Annotated in this window: 26 protein-coding genes; 8 read left to right on the top strand and 18 right to left on the bottom strand. The window is 53.6% G+C overall.

The genetic code is table 11. The annotated features are described in order from the left end of the window. Positions 1-17: 17 nt before the first annotated feature. The 7 genes from SOJ49_RS03645 to yjgA all read left to right on the top strand — a co-directional run bounded on the left by SOJ49_RS03645 (position 18) and on the right by yjgA (position 5,639). Positions 18-1,508: an RNA polymerase factor sigma-54 gene (locus tag SOJ49_RS03645; protein WP_369856871.1), complete on the top strand. Its 1,491-nt coding sequence runs from the start codon at positions 18-20 to the stop codon at positions 1,506-1,508. A gap of 51 nt (positions 1,509-1,559) precedes the next feature. Then, the gene (gene hpf / locus SOJ49_RS03640; RefSeq protein ID WP_369856870.1) at positions 1,560-1,862 is read left to right on the top strand and encodes a ribosome hibernation-promoting factor, HPF/YfiA family; all 303 of its coding nucleotides are present in this window, start codon (positions 1,560-1,562) and stop codon (positions 1,860-1,862) included. A gap of 3 nt (positions 1,863-1,865) precedes the next feature. After that, positions 1,866-2,324 (top strand): PTS IIA-like nitrogen regulatory protein PtsN, encoded by a 459-nt coding sequence (gene ptsN / locus SOJ49_RS03635; protein ID WP_369856869.1) that lies wholly within the window; start codon positions 1,866-1,868, stop codon positions 2,322-2,324. A 26-nt stretch (positions 2,325-2,350) separates the two neighbouring features. After that, positions 2,351-3,223, top strand: coding sequence for an RNase adapter RapZ (rapZ, locus tag SOJ49_RS03630; protein ID WP_369856868.1), 873 nt, complete (start codon positions 2,351-2,353; stop codon positions 3,221-3,223). 37 nt (positions 3,224-3,260) lie between these two features. Continuing rightward, on the top strand, positions 3,261-3,530 hold the full coding sequence (locus SOJ49_RS03625; RefSeq protein ID WP_369856867.1) for an HPr family phosphocarrier protein: 270 nt from the start codon (positions 3,261-3,263) through the stop codon (positions 3,528-3,530). Between the two features lie 173 nt (positions 3,531-3,703). Then, the gene (mgtE, locus tag SOJ49_RS03620) at positions 3,704-5,059 is read left to right on the top strand and encodes a magnesium transporter (RefSeq protein ID WP_369856866.1); all 1,356 of its coding nucleotides are present in this window, start codon (positions 3,704-3,706) and stop codon (positions 5,057-5,059) included. A 67-nt stretch (positions 5,060-5,126) separates the two neighbouring features. Continuing rightward, entirely contained in the window at positions 5,127-5,639 is a 513-nt protein-coding gene (gene yjgA, locus SOJ49_RS03615; protein ID WP_369856865.1) for a ribosome biogenesis factor YjgA, read from the top strand. Positions 5,640-5,831: 192 nt separating this feature from the next. On the opposite strand, the gene SOJ49_RS03610 is transcribed toward yjgA, so the two are convergent. Both SOJ49_RS03610 and SOJ49_RS03605 read right to left on the bottom strand, forming a co-directional pair. Next, positions 5,832-6,584 (bottom strand): hypothetical protein, encoded by a 753-nt coding sequence (locus tag SOJ49_RS03610; protein ID WP_369856864.1) that lies wholly within the window; start codon positions 6,582-6,584, stop codon positions 5,832-5,834. Between the two features lie 2 nt (positions 6,585-6,586). Further along, on the bottom strand, positions 6,587-6,847 hold the full coding sequence (locus tag SOJ49_RS03605; protein ID WP_369856863.1) for a glutaredoxin family protein: 261 nt from the start codon (positions 6,845-6,847) through the stop codon (positions 6,587-6,589). Positions 6,848-7,109: 262 nt separating this feature from the next. Here SOJ49_RS03605 and SOJ49_RS03600 point away from each other — a divergent pair, with 262 nt between their 5' ends. Beyond that, positions 7,110-8,138: a helix-turn-helix domain-containing protein gene (locus tag SOJ49_RS03600; protein ID WP_369856862.1), complete on the top strand. Its 1,029-nt coding sequence runs from the start codon at positions 7,110-7,112 to the stop codon at positions 8,136-8,138. Between the two features lie 5 nt (positions 8,139-8,143). Here the strand turns inward: SOJ49_RS03600 and SOJ49_RS03595 are convergent, their stop codons facing one another. The 16 genes from SOJ49_RS03595 to tsaE form a co-directional block, all read right to left on the bottom strand. After that, positions 8,144-8,710: an NUDIX domain-containing protein gene (locus SOJ49_RS03595; protein ID WP_369856861.1), complete on the bottom strand. Its 567-nt coding sequence runs from the start codon at positions 8,708-8,710 to the stop codon at positions 8,144-8,146. Next, complete coding sequence (rrtA, locus tag SOJ49_RS03590; RefSeq protein WP_369856860.1) at positions 8,697-9,299, bottom strand: rhombosortase; 603 nt, start codon at positions 9,297-9,299, stop codon at positions 8,697-8,699. Before rrtA ends, SOJ49_RS03595 begins: the two co-directional genes overlap by 14 nt. Before the next feature lie 54 nt (positions 9,300-9,353). Continuing rightward, the gene (locus SOJ49_RS03585) at positions 9,354-11,324 is read right to left on the bottom strand and encodes a M6 family metalloprotease domain-containing protein (protein ID WP_369856859.1); all 1,971 of its coding nucleotides are present in this window, start codon (positions 11,322-11,324) and stop codon (positions 9,354-9,356) included. A gap of 262 nt (positions 11,325-11,586) precedes the next feature. Next, positions 11,587-11,943, bottom strand: a complete 357-nt coding sequence (locus SOJ49_RS03580; RefSeq protein WP_369856858.1) for a glutaredoxin family protein — start codon at positions 11,941-11,943, stop codon at positions 11,587-11,589. A 302-nt stretch (positions 11,944-12,245) separates the two neighbouring features. Then, positions 12,246-13,067 (bottom strand): signal peptidase I, encoded by an 822-nt coding sequence (lepB, locus tag SOJ49_RS03575; RefSeq protein WP_369858028.1) that lies wholly within the window; start codon positions 13,065-13,067, stop codon positions 12,246-12,248. A 247-nt stretch (positions 13,068-13,314) separates the two neighbouring features. Further along, complete coding sequence (locus SOJ49_RS03570) at positions 13,315-14,607, bottom strand: adenylosuccinate synthase (protein WP_369856857.1); 1,293 nt, start codon at positions 14,605-14,607, stop codon at positions 13,315-13,317. Between the two features lie 7 nt (positions 14,608-14,614). Next, positions 14,615-15,796: an ATP phosphoribosyltransferase regulatory subunit gene (locus SOJ49_RS03565; protein WP_369856856.1), complete on the bottom strand. Its 1,182-nt coding sequence runs from the start codon at positions 15,794-15,796 to the stop codon at positions 14,615-14,617. Between the two features lie 13 nt (positions 15,797-15,809). Further along, positions 15,810-16,022 carry a DUF2065 domain-containing protein gene (locus SOJ49_RS03560; protein ID WP_369856855.1) on the bottom strand — a complete coding sequence of 71 codons (213 nt, stop codon included), beginning with the start codon at positions 16,020-16,022 and terminating at the stop codon, positions 15,810-15,812. Between the two features lie 160 nt (positions 16,023-16,182). Then, complete coding sequence (gene hflC, locus SOJ49_RS03555) at positions 16,183-17,052, bottom strand: protease modulator HflC (protein WP_369856854.1); 870 nt, start codon at positions 17,050-17,052, stop codon at positions 16,183-16,185. Then, complete coding sequence (gene hflK, locus SOJ49_RS03550; RefSeq protein WP_369856853.1) at positions 17,052-18,248, bottom strand: FtsH protease activity modulator HflK; 1,197 nt, start codon at positions 18,246-18,248, stop codon at positions 17,052-17,054. Before hflK ends, hflC begins: the two co-directional genes overlap by 1 nt. Before the next feature lie 147 nt (positions 18,249-18,395). Continuing rightward, positions 18,396-19,706 (bottom strand): ribosome rescue GTPase HflX, encoded by a 1,311-nt coding sequence (hflX, locus tag SOJ49_RS03545; protein WP_369856852.1) that lies wholly within the window; start codon positions 19,704-19,706, stop codon positions 18,396-18,398. Between the two features lie 22 nt (positions 19,707-19,728). Further along, positions 19,729-19,980 (bottom strand): RNA chaperone Hfq, encoded by a 252-nt coding sequence (gene hfq, locus SOJ49_RS03540; protein WP_303433210.1) that lies wholly within the window; start codon positions 19,978-19,980, stop codon positions 19,729-19,731. Between the two features lie 78 nt (positions 19,981-20,058). Beyond that, on the bottom strand, positions 20,059-20,979 hold the full coding sequence (miaA, locus tag SOJ49_RS03535; protein ID WP_369858027.1) for a tRNA (adenosine(37)-N6)-dimethylallyltransferase MiaA: 921 nt from the start codon (positions 20,977-20,979) through the stop codon (positions 20,059-20,061). Positions 20,980-21,014: 35 nt separating this feature from the next. Continuing rightward, positions 21,015-22,934 carry a DNA mismatch repair endonuclease MutL gene (mutL, locus tag SOJ49_RS03530; protein WP_369856851.1) on the bottom strand — a complete coding sequence of 640 codons (1,920 nt, stop codon included), beginning with the start codon at positions 22,932-22,934 and terminating at the stop codon, positions 21,015-21,017. 7 nt (positions 22,935-22,941) lie between these two features. Beyond that, positions 22,942-24,324, bottom strand: a complete 1,383-nt coding sequence (locus tag SOJ49_RS03525; RefSeq protein WP_369856850.1) for an N-acetylmuramoyl-L-alanine amidase — start codon at positions 24,322-24,324, stop codon at positions 22,942-22,944. Then, entirely contained in the window at positions 24,321-24,818 is a 498-nt protein-coding gene (gene tsaE / locus SOJ49_RS03520; protein WP_369856849.1) for a tRNA (adenosine(37)-N6)-threonylcarbamoyltransferase complex ATPase subunit type 1 TsaE, read from the bottom strand. Before tsaE ends, SOJ49_RS03525 begins: the two co-directional genes overlap by 4 nt. Positions 24,819-24,901 lie beyond the last annotated feature (83 nt).

Here is a 24,901-nt window from a genome sequence, read left to right as displayed (position 1 = left end):
ATGAACTATAACGCTGTATGAAAGCATCGCTTCAGTTAAAAATGGGTCAGCAGCTGACCATGACCCCTCAGCTGCAACAGGCAATTCGACTGCTGCAATTGTCTACCCTTGATCTGCAACAGGAAATCCAGGAAGCCCTGGATTCCAATCCCATGCTGGAATTCGAAGAGTCCGAGCACGACGACTATACGGATGCCCAGCAAACCAACGGCGATCAGGAGCGAGAAGCCGCCGTCACGGCGACAGCGACCGACACCGACACCCAGGAACTGGGTGAACAGTGGTCGGACGACAAGATGCCGGATGACCTGCCGGTCGACAGCAATTGGGACGATACCTTCCAGACTACCGCTGGCGTTTCCTCCGGTTCAGGCTCTGTCGGCGACGACGACTTTGACTACGACTCCCGTCATGCCACCTCCGACGACCTGCAAGGGCATCTGGAATGGCAACTGAATCTGACTCCCATGAGTGATGTCGATCGCGAGATTGCCACCATGCTGATTGACGGTGTCGACGACGACGGCTACCTCCACACCACCATAGACGACGTACTGGGTTCCATGGATCCGGAATTTGGGGTTGAGGAAGACGAAGTCCAGGCCGTACTCAAACGCCTGCAACAGTTTGATCCGGCTGGTGTTTTTGCCCGCGACCTGCGCGAATGCCTGATCCTGCAGTTAAACCAGCTGCCAGCCGACACTCCCTGGCTGGCAGAAGCCAAACTGGTGATCGGTGACTACATTGCCCTGCTGGGCAGTAAAGACTACCCCACGCTGATGCGCAAAACCCGGCTGAAAGAAGAAGACCTCAAAGCCGTATTACGCCTGGTCAAGGAGTTGAATCCCAAACCAGGAGCCGGAATCAGCTCCGAACAGTCAGAATACGTTGTGCCCGACGTGATCGTGCGTAACATCCGCGATGAATGGCGCGTTGAACTGAACCCGGATATTGCCCCCAAACTGCGGGTAAACTCCGACTACGCCTCGTTGGTGCGCCGCTCAGACAGCAGTGCCGACAACGCCTTCCTCAAAGATCACCTGCAAGAAGCGCGCTGGTTTATCAAAAGCCTGCAAAGCCGCAACGAAACCCTGCTGAAAGTCGCTACCAAAATTGTCGAATATCAGCTCGACTTTTTTGAGCAGGGCGAAGAAGCTATGAAACCACTGGTACTGCATGATATTGCCGATGCCGTTGGTATGCACGAGTCGACCATTTCACGGGTAACGACGCAAAAATTCATGCACACACCGCGTGGTATTTTTGAACTGAAGTACTTTTTCTCCAGCCATGTCAGTACCGATGCTGGCGGCGAATGTTCATCAACCGCCATTCGCGCCATGATCAAGAAGCTGATTAGCGAAGAAAACCCGCGCAAGCCACTGAGTGACAACAAGATCGCCGTCGTCCTCGGAGACAAGGGAATTCAGGTTGCACGCCGCACGGTGGCCAAATATCGTGAGGCAATGATGATTCCGCCATCGAATGAGCGGAAACAGTTGATTTGATCGACCCCGTCGATCCTTGTTCGGTTTAAAGCGAGCCATAAGGAGCCGTTTATGAGCATCAATATCAGTGGACACCATGTCGAAGTTACCGAAGCCATGGAAGAATACGTCAAGGAAAAACTGGTTCGCCTTGAGCGGCATGCCGAACCCATTACCTCTGGTCAGGTTACCCTGACCCTTGAAAAAGGCCGTCAGCTGGCAGAAGCATCGCTGCACGTCAGTGGTGCCGATTTTCATGCGACGTCATCCCATGACGACATGTACGCTGCCATTGACTTGCTGGCCGACAAACTGGATCGGCAAGTGCTGAAACACAAAGAAAAACTGGTTGCCCGACAGCACGGACAAGGCTGACACATGAGCATAGCGATTGCCGATATTCTTGCGCCTGAACGTACTCGTACCGATGTCGCCATTACCAGCAAAAAAAAACTGCTGGAGTTTCTGGCAGAGCTGATTGCTGAAGAAGTGGATGGCAGCTCATCGGATGAGGTTTTTGAACGTCTGCTTGGGCGTGAGCGCCTTGGCAGTACCGGCATTGGCGAAGGCATCGCTATCCCTCACTGTCGATTACGGCAATGTGAACGGGCCGTTGGGGTATTACTCCACCTGCGCGAGGCCATCGACTTTGATGCCATAGACCATCAGCCAGTCGATCTTGTATTTGCCTTGCTGGTGCCTGAAGAAGCAACAGACGACCACCTGAAAATACTGGCAACCCTGGCAGAAAATTTCAGCCAGAGCCAATATCGCCACCTATTACGCAGTGCGAGCAGCGACCAGGAACTGTATCAACGGGCGCTGGCCGACAACTGACCTTGCCCAAAACACGGAGACAGTACATGCGTCTGGTTGTGATCAGTGGCCGTTCAGGCTCAGGTAAATCCAGCGCACTGGCGGTGCTTGAAGACCTCGGGTTTTATTGCATCGATAATCTACCGGTCGATTTACTGCCAGCACTCGCAGGCCTGCCCTACAGTGCAGAAAAACGCGCCAACGTTGCTGTCAGTGTTGACGTTCGTAACCTGCCCGATGCCATAGAGCAACTGACCCAGGTGCTGACCCGCTTGCCGGAGCAGTATCGCCAGGTCGACATCGTTTTTCTTGATGCCACCGAAGAAGTCCTGTTACAACGCTTCAGTTCAACCCGGCGCAAGCATCCGCTCACCAATGACAATATTTCCCTGGCGGAAGCCATTGAGCGCGAAACCGAATTACTCGAACCCGTCGCCAACCTCGCGGATCTGACTCTGGATACGACACGCATGTCGGTACATGAGCTGCGGAGCCTGATCAAACTGCGAGTGGCCGAGAAAATCACTCCGGACATGGCTGTGCTGTTCCAGTCGTTCGGCTTCAAACAGGGCATTCCCCTGGATGCCGACTTCGTTTTCGATGTGCGCAACCTGCCCAATCCCTACTGGCAGCATGAGTTGCGCCCGCTGACTGGGCAAGACCCGGCCATCATCGAGTTCTTGTCCGGCCAACAGGAAGTCACCGAACTATTTAATGATATTCAGGCATACCTGTTGCGTTGGCTACCCCGTTTTGCTGAAAATAACCGCAGCTATTTAACCGTTGCGATTGGTTGCACTGGCGGCCAGCATCGTTCAGTGTATTTATCTGAACGACTGGCAGAAGCCTTCAAGCAAGAATTCGGCAACGTTCAGGTGCGTCACCGCGAGCTGCGGTCGACTGCCAACAGCAGTCACTGACACACACCAAAAACAATGACATCGTTCGGGAGCCTGGATGGTCAGCACTCAAATAACCATCATCAACAAACTTGGTTTGCACGCACGGGCAGCAGCCAAGTTGGTTTCGACTGCCGCCGCCTACGGTTCTACCGTCAAGATCGGCTATCCGAACCGGATGGTTGATGCCAAAAGCATCATGGCGGTGATGATGCTCGCCGCCAGCAAGGGCACTGATATTCAAATCGAAGCCGAGGGTAACGATGCCCAACCAGCACTGGATGCGCTCTGCGAGCTGATCAACCGCCGCTTCGATGAAGGCGAATAAAATGTACCCACCCTGGTGTCGCCACTGCTTGCCAAGATTCGCTAACACATAAAAAGTTTCCTATAAAATCAAATCACTAGCGACATAAATGCGAGTAGTTTCAGCACTGCTCACATGGCAACACTCGACGATTCACGCTAGAATCATGCCATTCACTCCGTATCGGGGCTCCCATGGCAGAACTCAGCGAAAAGGCCAGATCCAAACTCCATAGCCTGAACGAAGCGCTCGAATCTGGTGCCATGACTCGGGTGCGCCGGATCATCAACTCCGGCCTCGCCCCTGTCGATGTTGCCCATCTGATCGAATCCTCTCCGCCCAAGGCCCGAAAAATCATCTGGGAACTGGTCGACAAGGAAATCGAAGGTGAAGTGCTGCAATATCTGGCGATCGATATCCAGAGTCAGTTCCTCAGCGACATGAGCGCCGAGGAAGTCGTCGATGCCACCGCAGATCTCGACAGCGATGATATTGCCGATATGCTCCAGCAACTTCCTGAGCAGGTTACCCAGGAAATTCTGAGCTCGATGGATCATCAGGATCGTGCTCGTGTTGAAGCCATTCTTGGCTACCCGGAGGACAGCGCCGGTGGTCTGATGAACACCGACACCATCACCATTCGCCCGGACATCACCCTTGATGTGGTGCTGCGTTATCTGCGCCGCCACCAATCGTTGCCAGACATGACGGATAACCTGTTGGTGGTAAACCGGCAAAACGAGTTTATTGGTGCCCTGCCAATCCGTAAATTACTGGTGAGCGACCCGTTGCAGACCGTTCGTGAAGTCATGTCAACCGGCAGCACAGTGATCCAGGCGACCCAGCATGAAACCGAAGTCGCCAAACTGTTCGAGCGTCACGACCTGGTATCGGCACCGGTGGTGGATGCCAACGGTATGCTGCTGGGCCGTATCACCATCGATGACGTGGTCGATGTTATCCGCGAAACGGCTGATCACTCACTGATGAGTATGGCGGGTCTGGACGAAGATGAAGATACCTTCGCACCAGCACTCAAAACGGCGCGACGACGGGCTGTCTGGCTCGGCATCAACTTGATTACCGCCTTTATCGCCTCGGCCGTGATTGGACTGTTTGATAAAACCATCGAGGCCGTGGTCGCATTGGCGGTATTAATGCCAATTGTTGCCAGCATGGGTGGCATTGCTGGCAGCCAGGTACTGACACTGGTGATTCGAGGACAGGCGCTGGGTCATCTCAGCGGTGCCAACTTCCGCTGGTTATTTAATCGTGAGCTGTTGGTTGCCGCGTTAAATGGTGTACTTTGGGCTATTGTCATCGCGATACTGGCGTGGGTATGGTTCGGAGATCCCAGACTTTCCCTGATCATGGCAGCAGCCATCATGATCAACCTGATGGCCGCTGCTGTTGCTGGCGCTTCACTGCCTCAGATTCTCAAAGCCAGAGGCATTGATCCGGCACTGGCCGGAGGTGTTATCCTGACGACGGTGACCGACGTCGTGGGTTTTATGTCCTTCCTCGGACTGGCGACCCTGATCTATATCTAGCAGTGAAAGCAGCCCCAGGGGTGCCCTCACCGCACTTTAACGAATACGCACGAGAAGACTATTTATTATGAACGACTTTGACTCCCAGCCAGACGAAGAATACGAACTGGTCAGCAAGACCGAAATGAAGCGTGAAGCAGAGCGCTGGCAAGCACTGGGAGAACAACTGACGGAGTTGAACCCGGCATTGTGGAACGACATGCCAATCACCGAGGTATTACGGGCCGCGCTGGAAGAAAGCCGACGGATAAAACAGCATGGCGCCAAGCGTCGCCATCTGCAGTACATCGGCCGAATCATGCGTGATGAAGATATCGAAGGTATTCAGGGGAAAATCGATCTACTGGATCCTTCCAGCGATGCCTACGGCCGCCGTCAACGGCAGTATGAAATGTGGCGTACACGCCTGCTGGAAGACAGTACCGGTCTCAACGCCTATATCGAGCAATACCCTCATATTGATCGCCAGCAACTGCGCAACCTGGTACGCAATGCCCAAAAGGAAATGAGCGGTGACGATGCCCGTCCAGGGAAAGCCTACAAAAGCCTGTTCCAATTGATCAAATCCGAGAGTGAATAACGGCCAAGAACTGCTGAATATACCGCGTAGGGATTGCTCAATGATGAGCGCGCATAACGCGCATAAAATGGCAGTAGACTTCACACGTTCACGCTAATCTGCGCTGAACCATAAAAAACCGTTACCGGCACTGCTAACGGTTTTTTTTATGTCCGACCTGGTCATTCCACCGATAAAATTCCACCAGTAAAATCAGTCAACAATCATGCAATTGCCCCACTGACAACGTACCAGCAAAAAACTGCCATCGTCACAACGGGCCTGATACACCTCATCTGGCCAGGCGTTACTGAGCAAGCTGACTTGCGCTCCCGGACAGGCAAAACGCTGTGACAGTTTTTCTACCACATAATATGATCGGCCATAAACCTTGCCTGTCTGTTTCTCCACAGCAGCCTGTTTCAGCAACAAGGCGTCACCTTGCATATCCTTATGATGCTGCAACTCCAGCAAAGCCTTGTAGGTCGCCTCGCGATCAGCCAGATCCAGATCTCCACGATCAAATTCTTCCAGCACCTTGAGACAGCTACTTTCTCGTTCGGCGTTATTTGCCAAGGCGGCGTTCACTTCTTGCTCCGCGCTTTCAACGATTCCCCAGGTCAGTGCCATCGCCAGACGCGCACCGGTCGGTTGGCGGGTGTCTGTCACCGTCACCAGATCATAGGCCAGACCATAATCGGCGCTTTCGACCAGATTACCATTCCGGCTCCACCAGTTCTGGCGTGCCAGTTGGGCCGCCTTGTCCGCCTTGTAGCTGACTTTCGAACAACTGTCTGCCCATGTCCGCAAACGCGTATCCAGCGCCAGCGCATCATAAATTGCCTCCCCTTTGGCAGATAGGGGGCTGGAAGCACACCCGGACAACCCAGCCAGCAGTGCGGCGGCAAGCATCACAATCTGAATACGGAGCAAACCGGTTCCCGCTATCATCTTCTTCATCAACATAATCAGTTTTCCTTTTCCGGAGAGTGATGCACTGTCAGCCAGGACAGCAAGTGTGCGAAATCAAACGGCCAGCCAAGCTCATCACAGGAGCCATCATGCCGAATCACGGGGATACGAATACCATAACGCTCAACCAGCCTGTCATCATTGGCAATATCTTCGTATCGATAAGTTACCGGAAGCAGGGTAGCAGCCTGTTGCAGCAGCCGGCCTGCGTCTTCACACAAGTGACAACCATCGGTACCAAAAAGCGTAAAAGCCATTTAATGATCCTTAATTAAACCTTTAAACTGGGCACATCAAGCACGCCTCAATCAAGCTGGTCAAAAAAATTCGGAAAATTGTATGCCATGTTTCTTTCTCAGTCAGTCATCAATCAAACTTCAGTACAATTTTCTACTGGTAAATTCATGGTTGATGATGAAAACTATCTTACTGATAATTAACTTATTATTTATCCGCACACCAGACTTAAAAACACAATAACGCCATCGGCGACACTCAAGCAGTAAGGCAGCAATCAATATGACGACGGATCAGGGGTATCTTGCAGCACTGACAGTGATGCCATTGCTACAGATTTTGCCACATCAACACAGGGAACATCTGCCAGCCCCATTGGGGAATGTAACGCCGGAGCTACCCGCCATACTGGATGCTGCCACCGCAGACGAGTACATTGCCCATCTGCGAGCAACACACAACAACAACGATTTCTGTGTTTTACCGCCACTCCGCTTCGATAGCATTGCCAGCGGCCCGCTACATCATCTGTTTTTGTGCAGTAACACCTTGCGTGAAGCACTGTACTATCTGGAAAAGTTTTCCGCCCTGCTGTCGGAACACATGGTTGTCAATGTCACCCGTACTCGGATGGGGCCATTACGCGTCCGCATGGATCTGAAAGCAGCTATCGAGAATGACGTCAGCCGCTGGCGTATGGAATTGCTGATCAGTACCTTGCTGAGCTGGTTTCGCCATCTCTGTGGCTCACGCTTAAGCATTGAGCGCATCCTGCTGCCGTGGCCAGAGCCAGACTACACCCAGCGCTATACTCAACAATGGCAAACCGATCTGCTCTTCAATTGCCCGCAGTGTACGATAGAGCTACGTCCAGACAGTCTTGATCTGGGGTTACACCATACCAATCCGAACATTACTCAAATGATGCGGCGTGAGGTTGAACAGCAATTTCGCAAACTCGTGCGGGCTGGTTCACTGTGCAATCATATCCAGCGGGCTCTGACCAGCGGGCAGTTAAGTTTCTCCGCCACCCAGCAAACCATTGCTGAACATTTCAATATCAGTACCCGGACGCTGAATCGCCACTTGCAACGAGAAGCGACATCACTGAAACAACTGGTGACCCGAGTAAGAATCGAGCGAGCCAAGCACATGCTGCTCAGTAGCAACAGCAGCATTGATGATGTTGCAGTAACACTGGGACTGTCGGGAAGACGTGCTCTGGATCGTATATTTTACAAACACGAAAACATCAGCCCAGCGCAGTTTCGTCAGGATGCCAATACAAAAATTTCGGAAGTCGCCAACTGAGTCGATCAGGTGCCAACCAGACCTAACAGTCTGGCGCGCTGGATCACCGCGACAGTCAACAAATCCGTAATACGGCCATCCAGCGTCATCGCCAATGCTTCAGCAAATGGAATACGCTGAATATCCAACTGTTCGGTTTCGTCAAAGCAGGGCTTGCCCTCGGTCAGCCCACAGGCCAGATAAGCAAAGGCTTCTTCATTGGTGATGCAATTGCTGACATGAAAATACCCCAGCGACTGCCACTGCTCAGCAACCAGTCCAGTTTCTTCCTGCAGCTCACGCCGAGCGGCCAATTCTGGCGCCTCATCCAGTGGCCCACCACCCATGGGTAGTTCCCAGCTGTATTGATCCAAAGGAAAACGGTGCTGACCAACCAGCCAGGTATCACCATTATCCGCGACAGGCAGAACTGCAATTGCACGATTTTTGAACGTAACAGTGCCATAAATACCCGGTTTGCCGGTTGGCGCTATCACCTTGTGGTCGTCGACCCGTATCCAGGGATTTTCGTAAACGGATTGGGCACTGACAATAGTCCATGGACCGCGCTGTTGTTGATCATTCTGAGACATATGGGCTATCCCGGCGAGAAATTTGGCTCCAGACTGCCATAGCCAACAGCCAGATGCCACCGGCGATCACACCCAACAAATGGGCGCGGGTTTCTACCCGTCCACCAATAATCGCCATGATCGCCTGGTCACTGTAAAACGGTGTCTGTTCCCACAATACCTTGACCACAATCAGACCGGCAAAGAGCAGCGCGACACGACGGCTATATCCTGACGCCAAAAACGGAGCTACCATCAAAACGCCGTGTAACACTCCAGACAACCCCACATAACGCTGTAAATCTGCGGCCAATAATATCAACCCCAAACCCGTGATACAGCTGCACCAGAGCAACAGCCAGGCCAGCACACTGTCTTTCACCGTCCTGCGAGTGATTGCCGCCAACAGTGCCAGGCCGCCGATATTTCCCATCGCATGCAGCAATGACAAATGCACCCAGTGGCAAGTCAGCAAACGCCACCATTGGCCCTGATCAATCCGGTTACGATTAAACTCCAGCCACTGTGAGCTAAACGGTTCCAGTGCACTCAACAGCAAAACTACGGCGACACAGACTGCACAGGTAAGATAGCGACCGGGCTGGTTCATAGTGACACTCCCACAATGATTGCCAACCATCCGGTTACAATCAGGTTATAAAAATCAGGCGGATGTCCTGTTCGAGGAGCGAGACGCCCACAACAAGGGCAGCCCCAAGATCAGTAGCCACCAGCCACTGCCACCCGATGTACCTGCAGTATCATGCGTGCTACTAACCGTTGTTAGCGGGGTTTCAGTTTTGCTGGTTGTTTCAGGAACAGTACTGGCCTGAGTGCCAGTATCATCATCCCAGGGCACCAAGGCCAGACGGTATAACAAGCGCACATTGACATCATAGGGCTGTACCGTCATCAGCACCTGCTGCTGTAAGAAAGTCTGTCCACTGCTGCTCCCCTGCCGATCAAGCCCGATAGAAGCACCCGCGGAGATAATGGCACCCGCCACAGCAGACACCGACAAAGCCAACACGGCACCACAGTCACCCAGACGGTGGGCGCTGAAAGGGATCCGGTTCCAGCCGGCCTCAAGCATCATGTCTTGGTCAACAATCTCACAGCCACTCCTCGCCGCAGGCATCGCTGTCAGCGACAAATGCACCATGCCGGCACCGACGGCATAAATGTCTACGCCTTCAATGGTGCTATCCTCAGGTTGTGTTTCCATATCAAAATGAATAACCAACGCACGGTCATCCCGATTGACAAACCAGCCATCTGTCGCCAGCCACTCAGCGTAACCCAGATTACGTCCGCCCATATCCAACAAGCGCTCGACCCGTAATTGCGCACCCTGCTCTCCACCTTGACCGGAGATCAACGCCAACAAGTGGCTACCATCAAGAGTGTAGATCCCCTGATCCTGCCAGCGGTCAGTATCCGAAACGACGGCTTCACTCAAAACAAAACCGGTTTCCAGAGGTGTAGCCTGAACGGCAGTCGCAACATTGGCCATCGACTGCAACCGGTCATCGACCCGACTGACCAACAACATATTATGTGGCAGTGCCTGGTCGAAGCCATCATGGGTGCGGTATTCCAGTAGCACCCGTTCACCATGACGGTAATCGTCTACCGGGATCTCCAGTGCTCTGGCCATCAGGGACGAACTTTCCAGCTGCCACAGGCTAATACCCTGACCCACGGCTTCAGGTTGTAAAAAACCGGCTCGATGTTTGGACCAGGCCAACAGATGCGCTGGCGAATCACCGGCAACCTGCTCACCATTCCAACCACCCAACCCCATCAGGCCCCAGCGTCCAACACCATCGGCAAAGCCGGTGTTATTGTGTAAATCTGGCAGCCCTAACAGTAAATGACCCAGTTCATGACAAATAACCCCCAAGGTAGCCAGATGATCTTCATGTTGTTCACCGACCATCGCGTAACCATCCAGCGTTACACCTTGTATGGGCAGCTGGCCAAAAGCAGTTTTGTGCGCCCATACCCGTGGGTGACTGGCACTGGCACCGGCATAGGAATGCTCATAACCGGCAATCACAAACACAATCCCCAGTTCCTGAGCCGATAGATGACCATTACCATCAAGATCCAATGCCGTCAGATCCGGCAAACCACCCTGTTGCTCCAATGCCTGCATGATGTTTTGTGCGAGCAAGGCACTGACACCGCCCCCCGCCCCCATCCCGAAATCCGGGTGTGGATAATCCAACGTCACATCAACAACCGGGTTGTCGGGATTGGCCGCTACCAGGAGCAGTGCGCCATAGGAATTCTCGGCGTAATAGGCACTCACACTCTGTCCAGCAGCAAAAAAGCGCTGCTCTACTTGCTGATTGGAATAAACAAAGCCCTGATTACTGAATGCAACCCGAATCACCAGTAACCGCTGTGTCCTGTTAACGGCAATGGCATTCACCTGACGATCGACCAGCACCAGTCCTCGCACATTGGGTTTCGCCACATCAGTCAGGCCGATGCTTGCTCTAACCGCAGTCGCATCCTCCAGCGGTGGCATCAGCAAACCATCAGGTGCAGGCAAACTGGCATTCGCCAGCGATAGCGTGATCAGCAAGAGACAGGAAAGACACAGTTTTCCGAGCAGGGAGGCAGACATGAAACAGGCCATGTATAAGGGTCTGTTGCAAGCTTAGGTACGGCAAACGTTAGGTGCCGGGATAACAACAACACGCTACAAATCAGCAAAGTTGGTAACACATTAGTGCGATAAACACACAAAAGTACTTGTGCATAAGAAAAGTCATGCTATTCAGGCTTGAGTGTTAGCCCACAGATAATACCCAGACAAGTAAAAACAGCGGTACTGGGCACAGCCGGTCAGAATGACCAGCGAGAAAGCCAGAAACTAACGTCGTTTATTAGTAACGTTGATCCAGGTAGTCCAGAATTGCATCCGGACTGTACAGCCATTGACTGTCCTGCTCACCGTCGATACGCAAACAGGGCACCCTTGATGCACCGCCGCCGTTAACCAGCTCATTACGATAAGCATCGACACGTTCAACGTCTTTTTCCACCACCCGCAAACCGAGGCGCAAACAATGACGCCGCACCTGAATCGAGGCCGGGCAGTTACGCGAAAAATACAAATGCATCCGCCGTGACTCACGATCCAGTGCCGTTTGCAGAGCGGGTGGGCGCACAACCGGCTTAACAGGAACCACTCGATCGACCCAATCAAAAGCCATACTTTTCAGTTGACGAGCTACATTCATATAATCAGGACTCAGCGCACGAAATCGATGCGCATTGTAGTCCTGTTTTGCCACACAACAACCCCTTATTGAGTACTTTTTTACACCGCCACCACGGGTAAGCCAGATCGCATCAATAACACGTCAACCAGGAGATTGGTTAAGCAGAAATATCGCCACCAACAATAACAGCATCGAGCAGGATACAACCCAGCGGCTGTAAAAACACACGCGGCAATAACGTCCTGCCATCTTCACCACCTCCCAGTCATTCCCATGACCAGAAGATAGTTCAGAGTAGCGTTTACCGCCAATACAGAACGTTACTGAATCCAGGTATTACGTTCAAACGAAGGCAAGTCACTCCAGCTTTTCCAGTGCATCCAGACCGCTACGGCCTTGCCAACAATATTTTTCTCGGGCACAAAACCCCACACCCGTCCATCGCTGCTGTTGCCGCGATTGTCGCCCATCATAAAGTAATGCCCTTGCGGCACATCCCACTCGCCCTCTGGGCCTGCCCAGACCACCAACTCAGTAGAACCTGCCGGGCGACCGACTACCCACTGTACAGTTGCCTGGTGCTCACCCAGCGACTCTTCTACCAGATATTTGACCGGACGGTACACCGGCTCTCCACTCAAGGCTTGAGTCGCAATTTTTTCACCATTAATCGTCAATTGGCGATTGTGATAATCAATATGATCGCCCGGCAAGCCAATCACGCGCTTGATAAAATAACGCGGATCATCCGGCGGGAAAAACACCATCACATCACCCCGCTCCGGCTCACCGACAGGGATCAACGTGTTACCAAAAACCGGCATTCTCAGACCATAGTGAAATTTACTCACCAGAATAAAATCACCTTCGGTCAAGCCCGGTTCCATTGATGCCGACGGAATCTGGAACGGTTCGGCAATAAACGAACGCAACACAAAGACAATCGCCAGCACCGGGAAAAAAGATTTGCTCTGCTCCACCAGAAAAGGCTCACGTGCGGCAACGGCTGCGGCGTCCATATCACCCAGAGCCGTTTTGGCATCGGCACGATCAGCGCGCCGGGTCGCCAGAAACAGCTTGTCCACCAACGCCACGATGCCGGTAAGCACAGTAGCGACCATCAATACGAGCGGAAAATCAATATTCATAAATAGCAATAACCTGAAAACGTTGCATCATTGAGGCGGGCATTCTAGCTTACCAGGAGAGGCTCCTGAGATTTTATATTGCCGAAAGGGAGATTCTTCTGTGGCTGGCTCACCCTGAGACACAAGGTGAGAGAGTGGGCAATATTCATCTCGTTAAGCCGCTGTGTTGCCACAGCGGCTCCTTGATTACCTGTCATTAGCAGTACAAATGCAGCACTGGCAGGAGACAGGCAAAAACCGATCAGATTTCGAAACTGTGACGCAGTACGATGGTTTCGACGCGGTCAGGGCCGGTAGAAATAATATCGATCGGTGCGTTGATGGCTGTTTCAATAAAGCGAATATAGGCGCGGGCATTTTCTGGCAAGTCTTCCAGCGTTTTGGCACCAAACGTGGATTCAGTCCAGCCCGGCAGCTCTTCATAAACCGGAGTGATCTTTTCAAACTTGTCAGCGCTGGCCGGCACGTTCATCCGCTTGCCATGTTCATCTTCGTAGCCGATACACACCTTGATGGTTTCCAGGCCGTCGAGTACGTCGAGCTTGGTCAGACAAATAGTATTGATCGAGTTCACACGAATCGCGTGCTTGACCAACATGGCATCAAACCAGCCACAACGACGGTCGCGGCCAGTAGTCGTACCTTTTTCCTTGCCAACCGTGGCCAGATGTTTGCCAACGTCATCAAACAGTTCTGTCGGAAATGGGCCAGATCCCACACGGGTGGTATAGGCCTTGGTGATTCCCAGAATCTGATCCAGATACAAGGGGCCAACGCCAGAACCCGTCGCCACGCCACCTGCGGTGGTGTTGGACGAGGTGACGAATGGGTAAGTGCCGTGGTCAATGTCCAGCAGCGTGCCCTGAGCACCTTCAAACATGATGTCACCACCGGCTTCACGGACGGAGTGCACCAGATCCACGGCATCAACCACGATGCTTTCAATCTGTGCAGCCCAGTCTTTGCAGGATGCCAGGGTTGCTTCATAACTGACTTCTTCCACACCATAGTAGTGCTTCAGTGAAAAGTTATGGTATTCCATGACTTCTTTCAACTTATCAGCAAATTCCGGCTGATACAGATCGTCGACACGCAAGCCTCGACGGCTGACCTTGTCTTCGTAGGCCGGGCCGATACCACGACCGGTAGTACCAATCTTGGCGTTACCCCGTTTGATTTCGCGCGCCTGATCCAGAGCCGCATGATAAGGCAGAATCAATGGGCAGGCATGGGATACGCGCAAACGCTCCATCACCGGCACACCACGATCTTCCAATGCCCGCACTTCTTTCAACAGTGCGTCCGGTGCCAATACCACGCCATTCCCGATGATACAGGTTACGCCATCACGCAGGATGCCAGAAGGAATCAGGTGCAAGGCGGTTTTTTCGCCATCAATGACCAGAGTATGACCGGCATTGTGGCCACCCTGAAAGCGCACAACTGCAGCGGCTTTTTCAGTCAGCAAGTCAACAATTTTACCTTTACCTTCGTCACCCCATTGGGTGCCGAGAACTACAACACATTTACCCATGTCTGTCTCAATCTTGAACTGGTTGCACTGAGACCAGCTGCCACTGGCCATTGATGGTTTGCAGGGAATAATCCGCCTGCTGTGTATCCTGCTCGCGGCAGGAGATAACGCGCATCCCCTGCTGCCTTAATTCATTCACTTGCTGCCAGAGCGCAGCATCGTCAGAGGTTGGTGCCAGCACCAGCGGTTTACGCTCCGGTACAAAATTACCCAGACGGGCCAGAACCCGCAAGTCGGCACTGAACCCCCGTGCCGGACGTGCACGGCCAAAGGCCTTGCCGGTTTCATCGTAACGACCACCCTGAGCAATCGCATCACCGTAACCGGGTACGTAGGCACCAAACACCAGACCGGTGTGATATTGGTAACCACGTAATTCCGTCAGGTCGATATACAGCGGTACCGCAGGGAAACGCGCCAGAATCTGGCTAGCAACCACGCGAATGTGTTCCAGTTCTCCGGCTGCCGCCGGCACCAGTGCCGTCAACTTGCCAAAGCCGACTTCCAGATTGTCTGGCGTACCTTGTAAACGTGCCAGCAGTTGCAGCGCTGCGCGGCTATTGCTATCGGCAATTTCCCGTTCCGCCCAGGCATCAATATCACTGGCACATTTGAGTTTGAGCAAATCAAACAGCTCGGCCTGTTGTACCGCCGTCACACCAGCCTGTTCAGCAATCGCACGATAAACACCGACGTTGCCGATATCCAGATGGACATTATCAACGGCGCTGGCAGCCAGCAGGCTTAACATCAACCCGAGTATTTCAACATCGGCTTCCGCTCCCGCTTCACCAAACAGCTCTGCGCCTATCTGGGTTGGTGTACGGCTGGCCAGCAGTGAACGAGCACGGGTATGAAAAACCGTACGGCAATAACAGAAACGTCCAATTCCTTGCGGAGCCAGACTGTGGGCGTCGATTCTGGCAACCTGCGGTGTGGTATCCGCACTCAGTCCTAACATGCGGCCAGAGATCTGATCGGTTACCTTGAAGGTACGCAGATCGAGATCCTTGCCTGTGCCGGTCAGCAGCGCATCCAGATATTCCAGCACGGGCGGCATCACCAGGTCGTAACCCCAGCCGTCCATCAGGTCGAGTAAACGTCGACGCAAGTGTTCTATCTGCTGCGCTCCCGGCGGCAGGACTTCTTCAATACCGTCCGGCAATAGCCAGCGATCCGCTAGAGTCATTATTCAGCCTATATCAATGGGTAACATACAAGAGTGTCAGGCCCAGCACGATGCTGGCCAAGCCAACCAGGCGTACCGTTCGGTCACTATTGGCAGCCGCCATTTTTACCCAGCATCGCCAACGCCGTGGAATCAGGAAAGGCGTCAGGCCTTCCAGAATCAATACCAGACAAAAGGCGGCCAGAAGTTCCTGCCAGAGCGTCATATCTTGATCTTCTTTACACACCAGTGCGTCTCATCCGAGTCAGTGCGCCTGACTACCGATCGTCTGATGCTTTGGTTATGTCACAAAAAAACCGGGCCTTTGCCCGGTTTTTTTGATTTTAGCAAAGCTGCGCGGTGATGGCCATGAATCCGTACCCTGCAGCTGCTATCGCCATGGCCTGTCAGCTACCGGAAGGATCTTTGAGGTAACGGAAGAACGTACTGTCTGGCTTGAGCAAAATCACATCGTTCTGATTAAACGTCTCAGTGTAGGCTTTCAGGCTACGAGTAAAGGCGTAGAACTCAGGATCCTTGCTGAACGCGGCGTTATAAATGCGAGAAGCTTCTGCATCCCCTTCACCACGAGTCCGTTCCGCATCCCGATAAGCTTCCGCTACAATCACGGTCTTCTGACGATCGGCGTCGGCCTGGATACCTTCTGCCAGCTCACGTCCCTGGGAACGATGCTCGCGCGCTTCACGCTCACGTTCCGCCGACATCCGCTGATAGACCGATTCGCTCAGGTCGTCGGGCAAATCAATTGCCTTGACCCGAACGTCCAGCACTTCAATCCCCAATTCCGACTGGGTTTCAGTATTCAGCAAGCCGGTCAGTTTGGTCATCAGCTCATCACGCTCGCCAGAGACCACATCATGCATGGTGCGAGCAGCAATTTCGTCGCGCAGACCCTTATTCATCAGATTAGCGAGTAATTTCGATGCTTCCATCCGGTTGCCGGATGTTGCTTGATAGTAAGCTCGCACGTCCTTGATGCGCCATTTGGCGAAAGCATCAACAATCACGTACTTTTTACCCGCAGTCAGAAAACGGGCAGGGCTGGAATCAAGCGTCAGCACACGGGCATCAAACAGTTTGACGGTTTCAATAAACGGTACTTTCCAGTGTAAACCAGGCTGAATGTCAGCACCGACAATTTCACGGAACTTCAGTTTGATGGCACGTTCGGTTTCGTTAACCACGTACAAACCCTGACTGGCAAGCAGCAGGACAGCACCCACAATCACGGCGCTGGCAAAGGCTTTCGGAGACATTAACGACCCTCCCGACGAGTTGTAGTAGTAGTTGAGCTTTGACGTGAGCGCACTTCTTCCAGCACCTGATCGGTGAGGCGGGAAATATCGCTACTGGTCAGCTGACCACTACCCGATGCCGCCTGCGATGAGGGCATCGCCTTCATCAGCTGATCCAATGGCAGATACATCATGTTGTTGCCACCATCAACATCGACCAACACCTTGCTGGACTGGGTATACACATCTGAAATGGCATCAATATACAAACGCTCACGCATAACTTTGGGAGCCTTGCGGTATTCCGCCAGCAGATCGTTAAAGCGGGCAGCCTGACCTTCGGCACGAGCAATAACCTGTTCTTTATAGGCCGAGGCTTCTTCCAGCTGACGCTGGGCACGACCACGAGCTTCAGGAACAACCGAGTTGGCATAGGCTTCAGATTCGCTGATAAAACGATCCTTGTCCTGCTTCGCTTTTTGCACATCATCAAACGATGCTTTCACCTGTGAAGGTGGACGGGCATCCTTGATGTTGACTGTATTCAGCACCATACCGGTCTGATAGCGATCGAGATAATCCTGCAGCCGGATCTGCACCTGATCGGCCAGCAGATTACGACCGACCGTCAAAATCTGATCCATTTCTGTCGAACCCACTTCATGACGCAGGGCACTTTCAGCAGCAGCCACCAGTGTACGCTCAGGGGATTCAACCCGCAGGGCATACGCAACCGGATCGGATACGCGGTACTGCACGCTGAGCTCAATTTCGACGATGTTCTCGTCTTCAGTCAGCATGCGTTCCTTGACTTCCACTTCACGAACACCCGTGGTGTTGACCGGTGTTACCTGGTCGACCAGTGGAATCTTGAAGCGCAAACCGGGGTTTTCGGTCGAGCTGTATTCCCCCAAACGCAGTACCACGCCACGCTCGGTTTCATCCAGCGTGTATACCGAGTTAAACCCCAGCAAGACAATCAGGATGGCACCGGCAATTGCGAACAACCCGCCAAAACCGCCACTGCCGTTGTCCTTGTTATTACCGCCGCCAGAACCCTTGCCACCAAACATGCCGTTGAGCTTGTCAAGCAGCTGCTTGAGTGCCTCGTCCAGATCGGGTGGCTGACCGCCGCCGCCGCGGTTGTTGTTACCGCGGTTGTTGTTACCCCAGGGATCGTTGGGATTGCCCTTACCGCCGGGCTCATTCCAGGCCATAGTTAACTCCAGTCAGGAAGCATCCAATACATAAAAACCGGGCCTTACTCGCCGCTCCCCGCAGGGAATGACATTCGGGCCCGTTCAGAAAATTCAGTCGCCAATGATAACGATTTTGGCCAGGATTGCGACCAAAGCCGTTACTGGTTACTGCCAGGCTTCACGAACTTCTGGCAAAAACCGGGATTCGGCGATTTCCGCCCGTGCCAATGCACGTTTAAAGTCCTCGACCTGCAAGCGCACCGACAACAGCATATCGCCATTATCTTCATGCTGTTCGCGCTGGATAGCACCCAGCCCGTACAGTATGGCACGCAGTTTGGCATCCGCCGGTGTTAGCAGAATATCTTCGTCCAGTAGCTCTTTACCCAGCAATTCACCAATCGCCCGGGTTAACAGCTCGAAACCGTTACGATCAACCGCCGAAAGCCAGATGGCTTCTGGCTGCCCATGTTCGTCGCGATCAATACGTGCCTCTCCCCGCTCCAACAAATCAATCTTGTTGTAGACACGCAATTGCGGCACATCGCTGGCGTCAATTTCTGCCAATACGGACTCAACCTCGGCGATATTGCCATCCCGCTCGGCTGCCGCACAGTCGACAACATGCAGCAGCAAATCAGCCTCTGCTGCCTCTTGCAAGGTCGCCTGAAAAGCGTCTACCAGCTTATGAGGCAAATGACGGATAAAACCCACCGTATCGGCCAATACCACTTCGCCGATGTCATCCACCGGCAAGCGACGCAAGGTCGGATCCAGTGTCGCAAACAGCTGGTTGGCAGCATACACTTCGGCGCTGGTCAGAGCGTTAAACAAGGTCGACTTGCCCGCGTTGGTGTAACCCACAATAGCCACCGTCGGGATCGATGAACGCTGTCGTGCTCGCCTGCCCTGTTGCCGTTGGGCACGTACCTTGGCCAACCGGGCATGGATGTTTTTCACCCGCTCACGCAGCAGCCGCCGGTCAGTTTCGAGCTGGGTTTCACCCGGCCCGCGCATGCCTATTCCCCCTTTTTGCCGCTCAAGGTGAGTCCAGCCGCGAATCAGCCGGGTTGACTGGTATTGCAGTTGTGCCAGTTCAACCTGCAGCTTACCCTCGTGGGTACGGGCTCGCTGGGCAAAAATATCCAGAATAAGACCGGTGCGATCAAGCACACGGCACTTCAGGGCGCGCTCAAGATTGCGCTCCTGACTGGGGGAAAGAGAGTGATTGAAGATCACCAGTTCGCAGTCGTGCAAATGCACGAGGTCGTGAATTTCCTCAACCTTGCCGCTGCCAATAAAGAATTTGGCATCTGGCACATCACGTTTGCTGGTAACCAGTTCGACCGGATCAGCTCCGGCGGAGATCACGAGTTCCCGAAATTCAGCAACGTCTTCACGATTGACGCCTTCCGGGAAATCGATATGCACCAGAACGGCTGTCTCGCCGCCGTTCTGTGGGCGCTCAAAAAACAATTAGACGCTACTCCCAATCCTGTCAGTTATCGTCACCGGATTCGTCACCGGTTTCCATTGGCTGCATCCGCACATTACGGGATGGCACAACGGTTGAGATGGCGTGTTTGTAAACCATTTGGCTGACGGTGTTTTTCAGCAAAATTACAAATTGATCAAACGATTCGATCTGCCCTTGCAGCTTGATTCCATTAACCAGAAAGATGGATACCGGAATACGCTCTTTCCTGAGCTGATTTAGGTAAGGGTCTTGTAGCGAGTGCCCTTTTGACATTGTTGTAGTCTCCTCAAAGAGTGGTGCCCCCAATATACGGCGGCAAAAAAAATAGAATAAACCCAGTCCGCTGCTTTTTCAGGGCAACTCGCTAAATATGGCGTTCGCCTCAAGTATTTTCAAGGCACTTGTCAACAGATCCGGTGAATCTGTCTCAAGCCAGTGTAAATCAGGCCAGCTGCGCAACCAGGTGATCTGCCGTTTGGCCAGCTGACGCGTGGCAATAATGCCACGTTCTCTCATACTGTCGTAATCATACAGTCCATCAAGGTATTCCCATACCTGGCGATAGCCGACTGCCCTGATGGAGGGCAGGCCGGTGTGTAAATCGCCGCGCTGGTACAAGCGCCGTACTTCATCAACAAAACCTTGCTGCAGCATCTGCTCAAAACGCCAGGCGATACGCTGGTGCAATAGCGCCCGGTCTGTCGGGCAAACCGCAAGGTTGACCAGCTGATACGGCAGCGGTTCCGTCTGCTGTTCAGCCCAGTACTGGGTCAGGGTTTTGCCGGATACCCGATACACTTCCAGCGCCCGCTGGATCCGTTGCTGATCCATCGGTTGCAAACGCGCGGCCGCAGCCGGATCCACTTCTGCCAGACGCTCATGCATCCACGGCCAGCCTTGGGTTTCGGCTTCGGCCAGCAACTGGCTGCGCACCGACTCATCGGCCTGGGGCAAGTCCGCAGCACCATCACGCAGGAATTTGAAATACATCATGGTGCCACCCACCAGCAGTGGAATACGGCCTCGGGCGCTGATCTCCGCCATCTCACGCAAGGCATCCTCGCGAAAGGTAGCAGCGGAATAGGGTTCTGCCGGATCACACAAATTAATCAGCCGATGAGGCGCCTGGGCCAGCATGGCAGCGTCGGGCTTGGCCGTACCAATATCCATATCGCGATACACCAGCGCCGAGTCGACACTGATAATGTCACACGGATAGCGATTCGCCAGCGCCAGCGCCAGCGCCGTCTTGCCAGACGCAGTTGGCCCCATCAAAAAAATAGCCGGCGGCAAACGGGATTGGCTCACTAGCGCCCCCTCAGAAACAGTTTGTCGAGTTCAGTCATACTGAGTTGGGTCCAGGTCGGGCGGCCATGATTACATTGACCACTGCGCTCCGTCGCCTCCATATCACGCAACAGAGCGTTCATTTCGGCAATCGTCAGTTTACGATTGGCCCGCACCGAACCATGACAGGCCATGGTCGACAGAATTTCGTTGCGATGTGCCTGAATCCGGTCGGAAGTGCCATGCTCCAGCAGATCGCCCAACATATCGGTCACCAGCTGCGGCACCACGGCCTGCTGCAACAGTACCGGAATTTGTCGAATCAATAATGACTCCGGCCCAACGCGGGCCAGCTCAACCCCGAGTTGGCGGAACTCTTCGGCATGCTGCTCGGCCATATCCGCTTCGCGTTCACTGACGGCCAGGGTCTCCGGCACCAGCAAGGGCTGGCTGACGACCTGTTGTTGATCGACGGCCAGCTTCAAACGCTCATAGGTAATCCGTTCGTGGGCCGCATGCATATCAACCAGCACCAGCCCGACGGTGTTCTGCGCCAAAATATAAATACCGTGCAATTGAGCAATAGCCAGACCGAGCGGTGGCATATCACCGTCATCGGTTGCTGGCATTACGGCGGGCTGTCCAGACAACGGTAGTGGTTGGCTCATGGCATGGTAAGCGCTGAGTTGGTCGGCAACCTGATTACCAGAGGGGCGCTGGCCAAATGGCTGCGCCTGACTGCCAATCGCAGCTCTGCTGCTGGCCTGGGCCTGCCAGGGTAAACGCTCCTGACCGGTAAATTCTCCCGTTGCCTGACCCGTCACCGGCAGCGACTGTCCGGCCGGATGCAAGACACCGTCACTCGCAACCGTTGGCTTGCCATCCGCCATCCCTGCTCCCAGCGCATCGGCATTGGTCGGCGGCAATTGATCGGACGGACGCACATCCGCCAGTACCCGGTGCAAGGTTCGAAACAGAAAATCATGCACCAGCCGACCATCACGAAAACGCACTTCGTGCTTGGTCGGATGCACATTCACATCCACCAGTTTTGGATCCAGCGTCAGATAGAGCACAAAGGCCGGATGGCGACCATGAAACAGCACATCACGGTAGGCTTGTTTGATCGCATGGACGACCAACCGGTCACGCACAGCACGCCCATTGACGTAAAAATACTGCATATCCGCCTGCGAGCGCGAAAAGGTCGGCAACGCCACCCAGCCAGACAGCGACAAACCCGCCGCCTCGGTATCCACATGCAGGGCGTTATCGATAAACTGCGGTGACAGGATCGCCGCTACCCTGCGTTCCTGTTCGATACCCCGGCTGGCAACACGTAGCTGATGGATGACGCGATTGTTATGACGCAAACAAAACGCCACGTCATAACGACTCAGCGCCAGTTTCTTCAGATGTTCTTCAAGGTGGGAGAATTCGGTTTTTTCGGTACGCAGAAATTTGCGCCGGGCCGGAGTATTAAAAAACAGGTCACGCACTTCCAGCGTTGTCCCTTCCGGGTGCGCCGCCGGGGCGACACTGGTCACCATATCACGGCCTTCGGCGGTCACCTGCCAGGCATCCGTGGCCTCATGATGACGCGACGTCAGGGTCAGTCGGGAAACCGAGCTGATAGACGCCAGCGCCTCGCCCCGAAACCCCATGGTGATCACGGCTTCCAGATCATCAAGAGTATTGATCTTACTGGTGGCATGGCGGCTCAGTGCCAGAGACAAATCGTCTTTTTCAATACCGCAGCCATTATCACGCACCCGTAACAACTTGATTCCGCCTTGCTCGGCGTCCACGTCAATGCGGGTTGCACCCGCGTCCAGCGCGTTTTCAACCAGTTCCTTGACGATATTGGCAGGACGTTCCACCACCTCCCCGGCAGCAATCTGGTTGGCCAGGCGAGGAGAAAGCAGATGAATATTGGGCATGAGTTCTTCAGGAGCTGGGGATTTTGATGGTTTGACCAATACGAATCTGATCATCGCTCAGGCCGTTGATGCGGCGCAACTCATTCAAGGCTACACCATTCTGAACGGCAATGTCCGACAGGGTATCACCACTACGAATGACATAGGAGCGCCAATGGTCAGCGCTGTCCTGATTGCGGCGACGCTCCGCCTCCAGCAAGGTGCCACTGGGCGGATGATCACTGAAATATTCCTTGATGCCACTGAAGATGGCCGCTGCCATCTTCTGCTGATAACTGCGAGTATTCAGCTTGCGTTCTTCTTCCGGATTGGAAATAAATCCGGTTTCAACCAACAAGGCTGGCATGTCCGGTGCCTTCAATACCACAAACGCTGCTTCTTCTACCTGACGCTTGTGCAAATGAGATATTTTATCCATATGTCCAAGGATGTCGGCTCCAATACGCTTGCTGGAATTACGTTGATACGTCATCGACAGATCCAGCAACGTCATTCTCAAATGATCGTCCTTGTCTTCCAGCGAGATCCCGCCAATCAGGTCGGCGTCGTTTTCCTTGTCCGCCAACCAGCGGGCTGTCTCACTGGTCGCACCACGATCAGACAGCACATACACCGAACTGCCATTAGCACTGGATTGTTTAAACGCATCCGCATGAATTGAAACCAGGAAATCAGCATTGGCTGCACGGGCTTTTTCAGTCCGTTCACGCAGGCCAATATAGTAATCACCGGTACGTACCATAAACGGCGTAAAACCCGCTTCCTGCTTCAACAGCGCCTGCAATTCCTTGGCGATGGCCAGCACCACGTGTTTTTCCTTGGTACGGCGTGCACCAGAAGCACCGGGATCTTCTCCACCATGGCCAGCGTCGATAGCAATAATGATGTCTCGGCGACGTGATGCCGGCGTCTCCGCTTTTTTAACCGGTTTCACTGGTGACAGCGACTGGGTTGTTTCCGGCCGCTTCAAATCAATCACCAGACGATGGTTGGAATAGACCTCATTCGGCGGTAACGGGAAACTGCTCGGATTCAGCGTTTCATTCAGGTCGAGTACAATCCGCAACACTTTTTTACTGGGGTGACCGGTGCGAATACTCGCAACCGCCGTCCCTTCCAGGTCGATCGCAGCGGTATCCAGCAGCATTTCAGCATCAGTCAGATCAATCACAACACGACTGGGAGAGCTGAGCGGAAAAATCTTGTGCTCGGAAGGCTCGGTCAAATCAAACACCAGCCGAGTACTTTCCGGTGACTGCCACACTCGAATATCGCGGACATCAGCATTCGTGATAGCGCTGCCACCAAAAGCCAGCCACAAACAGACATGCCAGAGTAGTGACTTTTTCGCCCCAACCGGAGTTGCTTTTACGGCACGGGACAACGTCATCCAACATCCCCTTGCTCTAGCGCCGCCAGCCACACAACCGCACGGTCGGACAGTGCCAGCAACTGCAGACGACGGGACTCACCCAGATCATCGAAATGAATTTCCAGATCAGCAGCAGGTAAAACACCCCGTCCCTTGTCAGGCCATTCAATCAGGCACAGCGCCTGATCCGATAGATAATCACGAATACCCATAAACTCCAGTTCTTCCGGATCGCCCAAGCGGTAGAGATCAAAATGACACACCTGGCAACTCTCCAGCTGATAGTCCTCGACCAGTGTGTAAGTCGGACTTTTAACCGCCCCAGCATGCCCCAGTGCCTGAATCAGACCACGACAAAACGCGGTTTTACCCGCCCCCAGCGTACCCTGCAGAAAAATCAGCCCGCCATTAACAACAAGCGGTGCCAGCTGAGCAGCCAGCTGCAGCGTCGCTGGTTCACCATGCAGTTCGCGGGTAAGGATCATTTTGGCAGGAGGGAGGCAATCGGTCACGGCGATCATTAACTCGTTCAGGAAAGATGTTTCTGGTATCGGAAAGTGGGCAAGTGTATCAGCCCGACAGCCGATTCCCAATG

Source organism: Candidatus Thalassolituus haligoni (assembly GCF_041222825.1).
GTDB lineage: Bacteria > Pseudomonadota > Gammaproteobacteria > Pseudomonadales > Oceanobacteraceae > Oceanobacter > Oceanobacter antarcticus.
Note: the sequence above shows the minus strand (reverse complement) of the source record. Positions and strands in the feature narration are given on the sequence as shown.

What these genes read in the sequence shown, in the direction of transcription:
- hflK (WP_369856853.1), bottom strand. Translation starts at nt 18,248, where the DNA reads ATGGCCTGGAATGAGCCCGGCGGTAAGGGCAATCCCAACGATCCCTGG.
- yjgA (WP_369856865.1), top strand. Translation starts at nt 5,127, where the DNA reads ATGAACGACTTTGACTCCCAGCCAGACGAAGAATACGAACTGGTCAGC.
- SOJ49_RS03610 (WP_369856864.1), bottom strand. Translation starts at nt 6,584, where the DNA reads ATGTTGATGAAGAAGATGATAGCGGGAACCGGTTTGCTCCGTATTCAG.
- SOJ49_RS03645 (WP_369856871.1), top strand. Translation starts at nt 18, where the DNA reads ATGAAAGCATCGCTTCAGTTAAAAATGGGTCAGCAGCTGACCATGACC.
- hfq (WP_303433210.1), bottom strand. Translation starts at nt 19,980, where the DNA reads ATGTCAAAAGGGCACTCGCTACAAGACCCTTACCTAAATCAGCTCAGG.
- SOJ49_RS03525 (WP_369856850.1), bottom strand. Translation starts at nt 24,324, where the DNA reads ATGACGTTGTCCCGTGCCGTAAAAGCAACTCCGGTTGGGGCGAAAAAG.
- SOJ49_RS03585 (WP_369856859.1), bottom strand. Translation starts at nt 11,324, where the DNA reads ATGTCTGCCTCCCTGCTCGGAAAACTGTGTCTTTCCTGTCTCTTGCTG.
- rapZ (WP_369856868.1), top strand. Translation starts at nt 2,351, where the DNA reads ATGCGTCTGGTTGTGATCAGTGGCCGTTCAGGCTCAGGTAAATCCAGC.
- mutL (WP_369856851.1), bottom strand. Translation starts at nt 22,934, where the DNA reads ATGCCCAATATTCATCTGCTTTCTCCTCGCCTGGCCAACCAGATTGCT.
- SOJ49_RS03595 (WP_369856861.1), bottom strand. Translation starts at nt 8,710, where the DNA reads ATGTCTCAGAATGATCAACAACAGCGCGGTCCATGGACTATTGTCAGT.
- ptsN (WP_369856869.1), top strand. Translation starts at nt 1,866, where the DNA reads ATGAGCATAGCGATTGCCGATATTCTTGCGCCTGAACGTACTCGTACC.
- SOJ49_RS03565 (WP_369856856.1), bottom strand. Translation starts at nt 15,796, where the DNA reads ATGACTCTAGCGGATCGCTGGCTATTGCCGGACGGTATTGAAGAAGTC.
- SOJ49_RS03600 (WP_369856862.1), top strand. Translation starts at nt 7,110, where the DNA reads ATGACGACGGATCAGGGGTATCTTGCAGCACTGACAGTGATGCCATTG.
- hflC (WP_369856854.1), bottom strand. Translation starts at nt 17,052, where the DNA reads ATGTCTCCGAAAGCCTTTGCCAGCGCCGTGATTGTGGGTGCTGTCCTG.
- rrtA (WP_369856860.1), bottom strand. Translation starts at nt 9,299, where the DNA reads ATGAACCAGCCCGGTCGCTATCTTACCTGTGCAGTCTGTGTCGCCGTA.
- SOJ49_RS03605 (WP_369856863.1), bottom strand. Translation starts at nt 6,847, where the DNA reads ATGGCTTTTACGCTTTTTGGTACCGATGGTTGTCACTTGTGTGAAGAC.
- SOJ49_RS03570 (WP_369856857.1), bottom strand. Translation starts at nt 14,607, where the DNA reads ATGGGTAAATGTGTTGTAGTTCTCGGCACCCAATGGGGTGACGAAGGT.
- miaA (WP_369858027.1), bottom strand. Translation starts at nt 20,979, where the DNA reads ATGGGGCCAACTGCGTCTGGCAAGACGGCGCTGGCGCTGGCGCTGGCG.
- mgtE (WP_369856866.1), top strand. Translation starts at nt 3,704, where the DNA reads ATGGCAGAACTCAGCGAAAAGGCCAGATCCAAACTCCATAGCCTGAAC.
- SOJ49_RS03580 (WP_369856858.1), bottom strand. Translation starts at nt 11,943, where the DNA reads ATGAATGTAGCTCGTCAACTGAAAAGTATGGCTTTTGATTGGGTCGAT.
- SOJ49_RS03625 (WP_369856867.1), top strand. Translation starts at nt 3,261, where the DNA reads ATGGTCAGCACTCAAATAACCATCATCAACAAACTTGGTTTGCACGCA.
- hpf (WP_369856870.1), top strand. Translation starts at nt 1,560, where the DNA reads ATGAGCATCAATATCAGTGGACACCATGTCGAAGTTACCGAAGCCATG.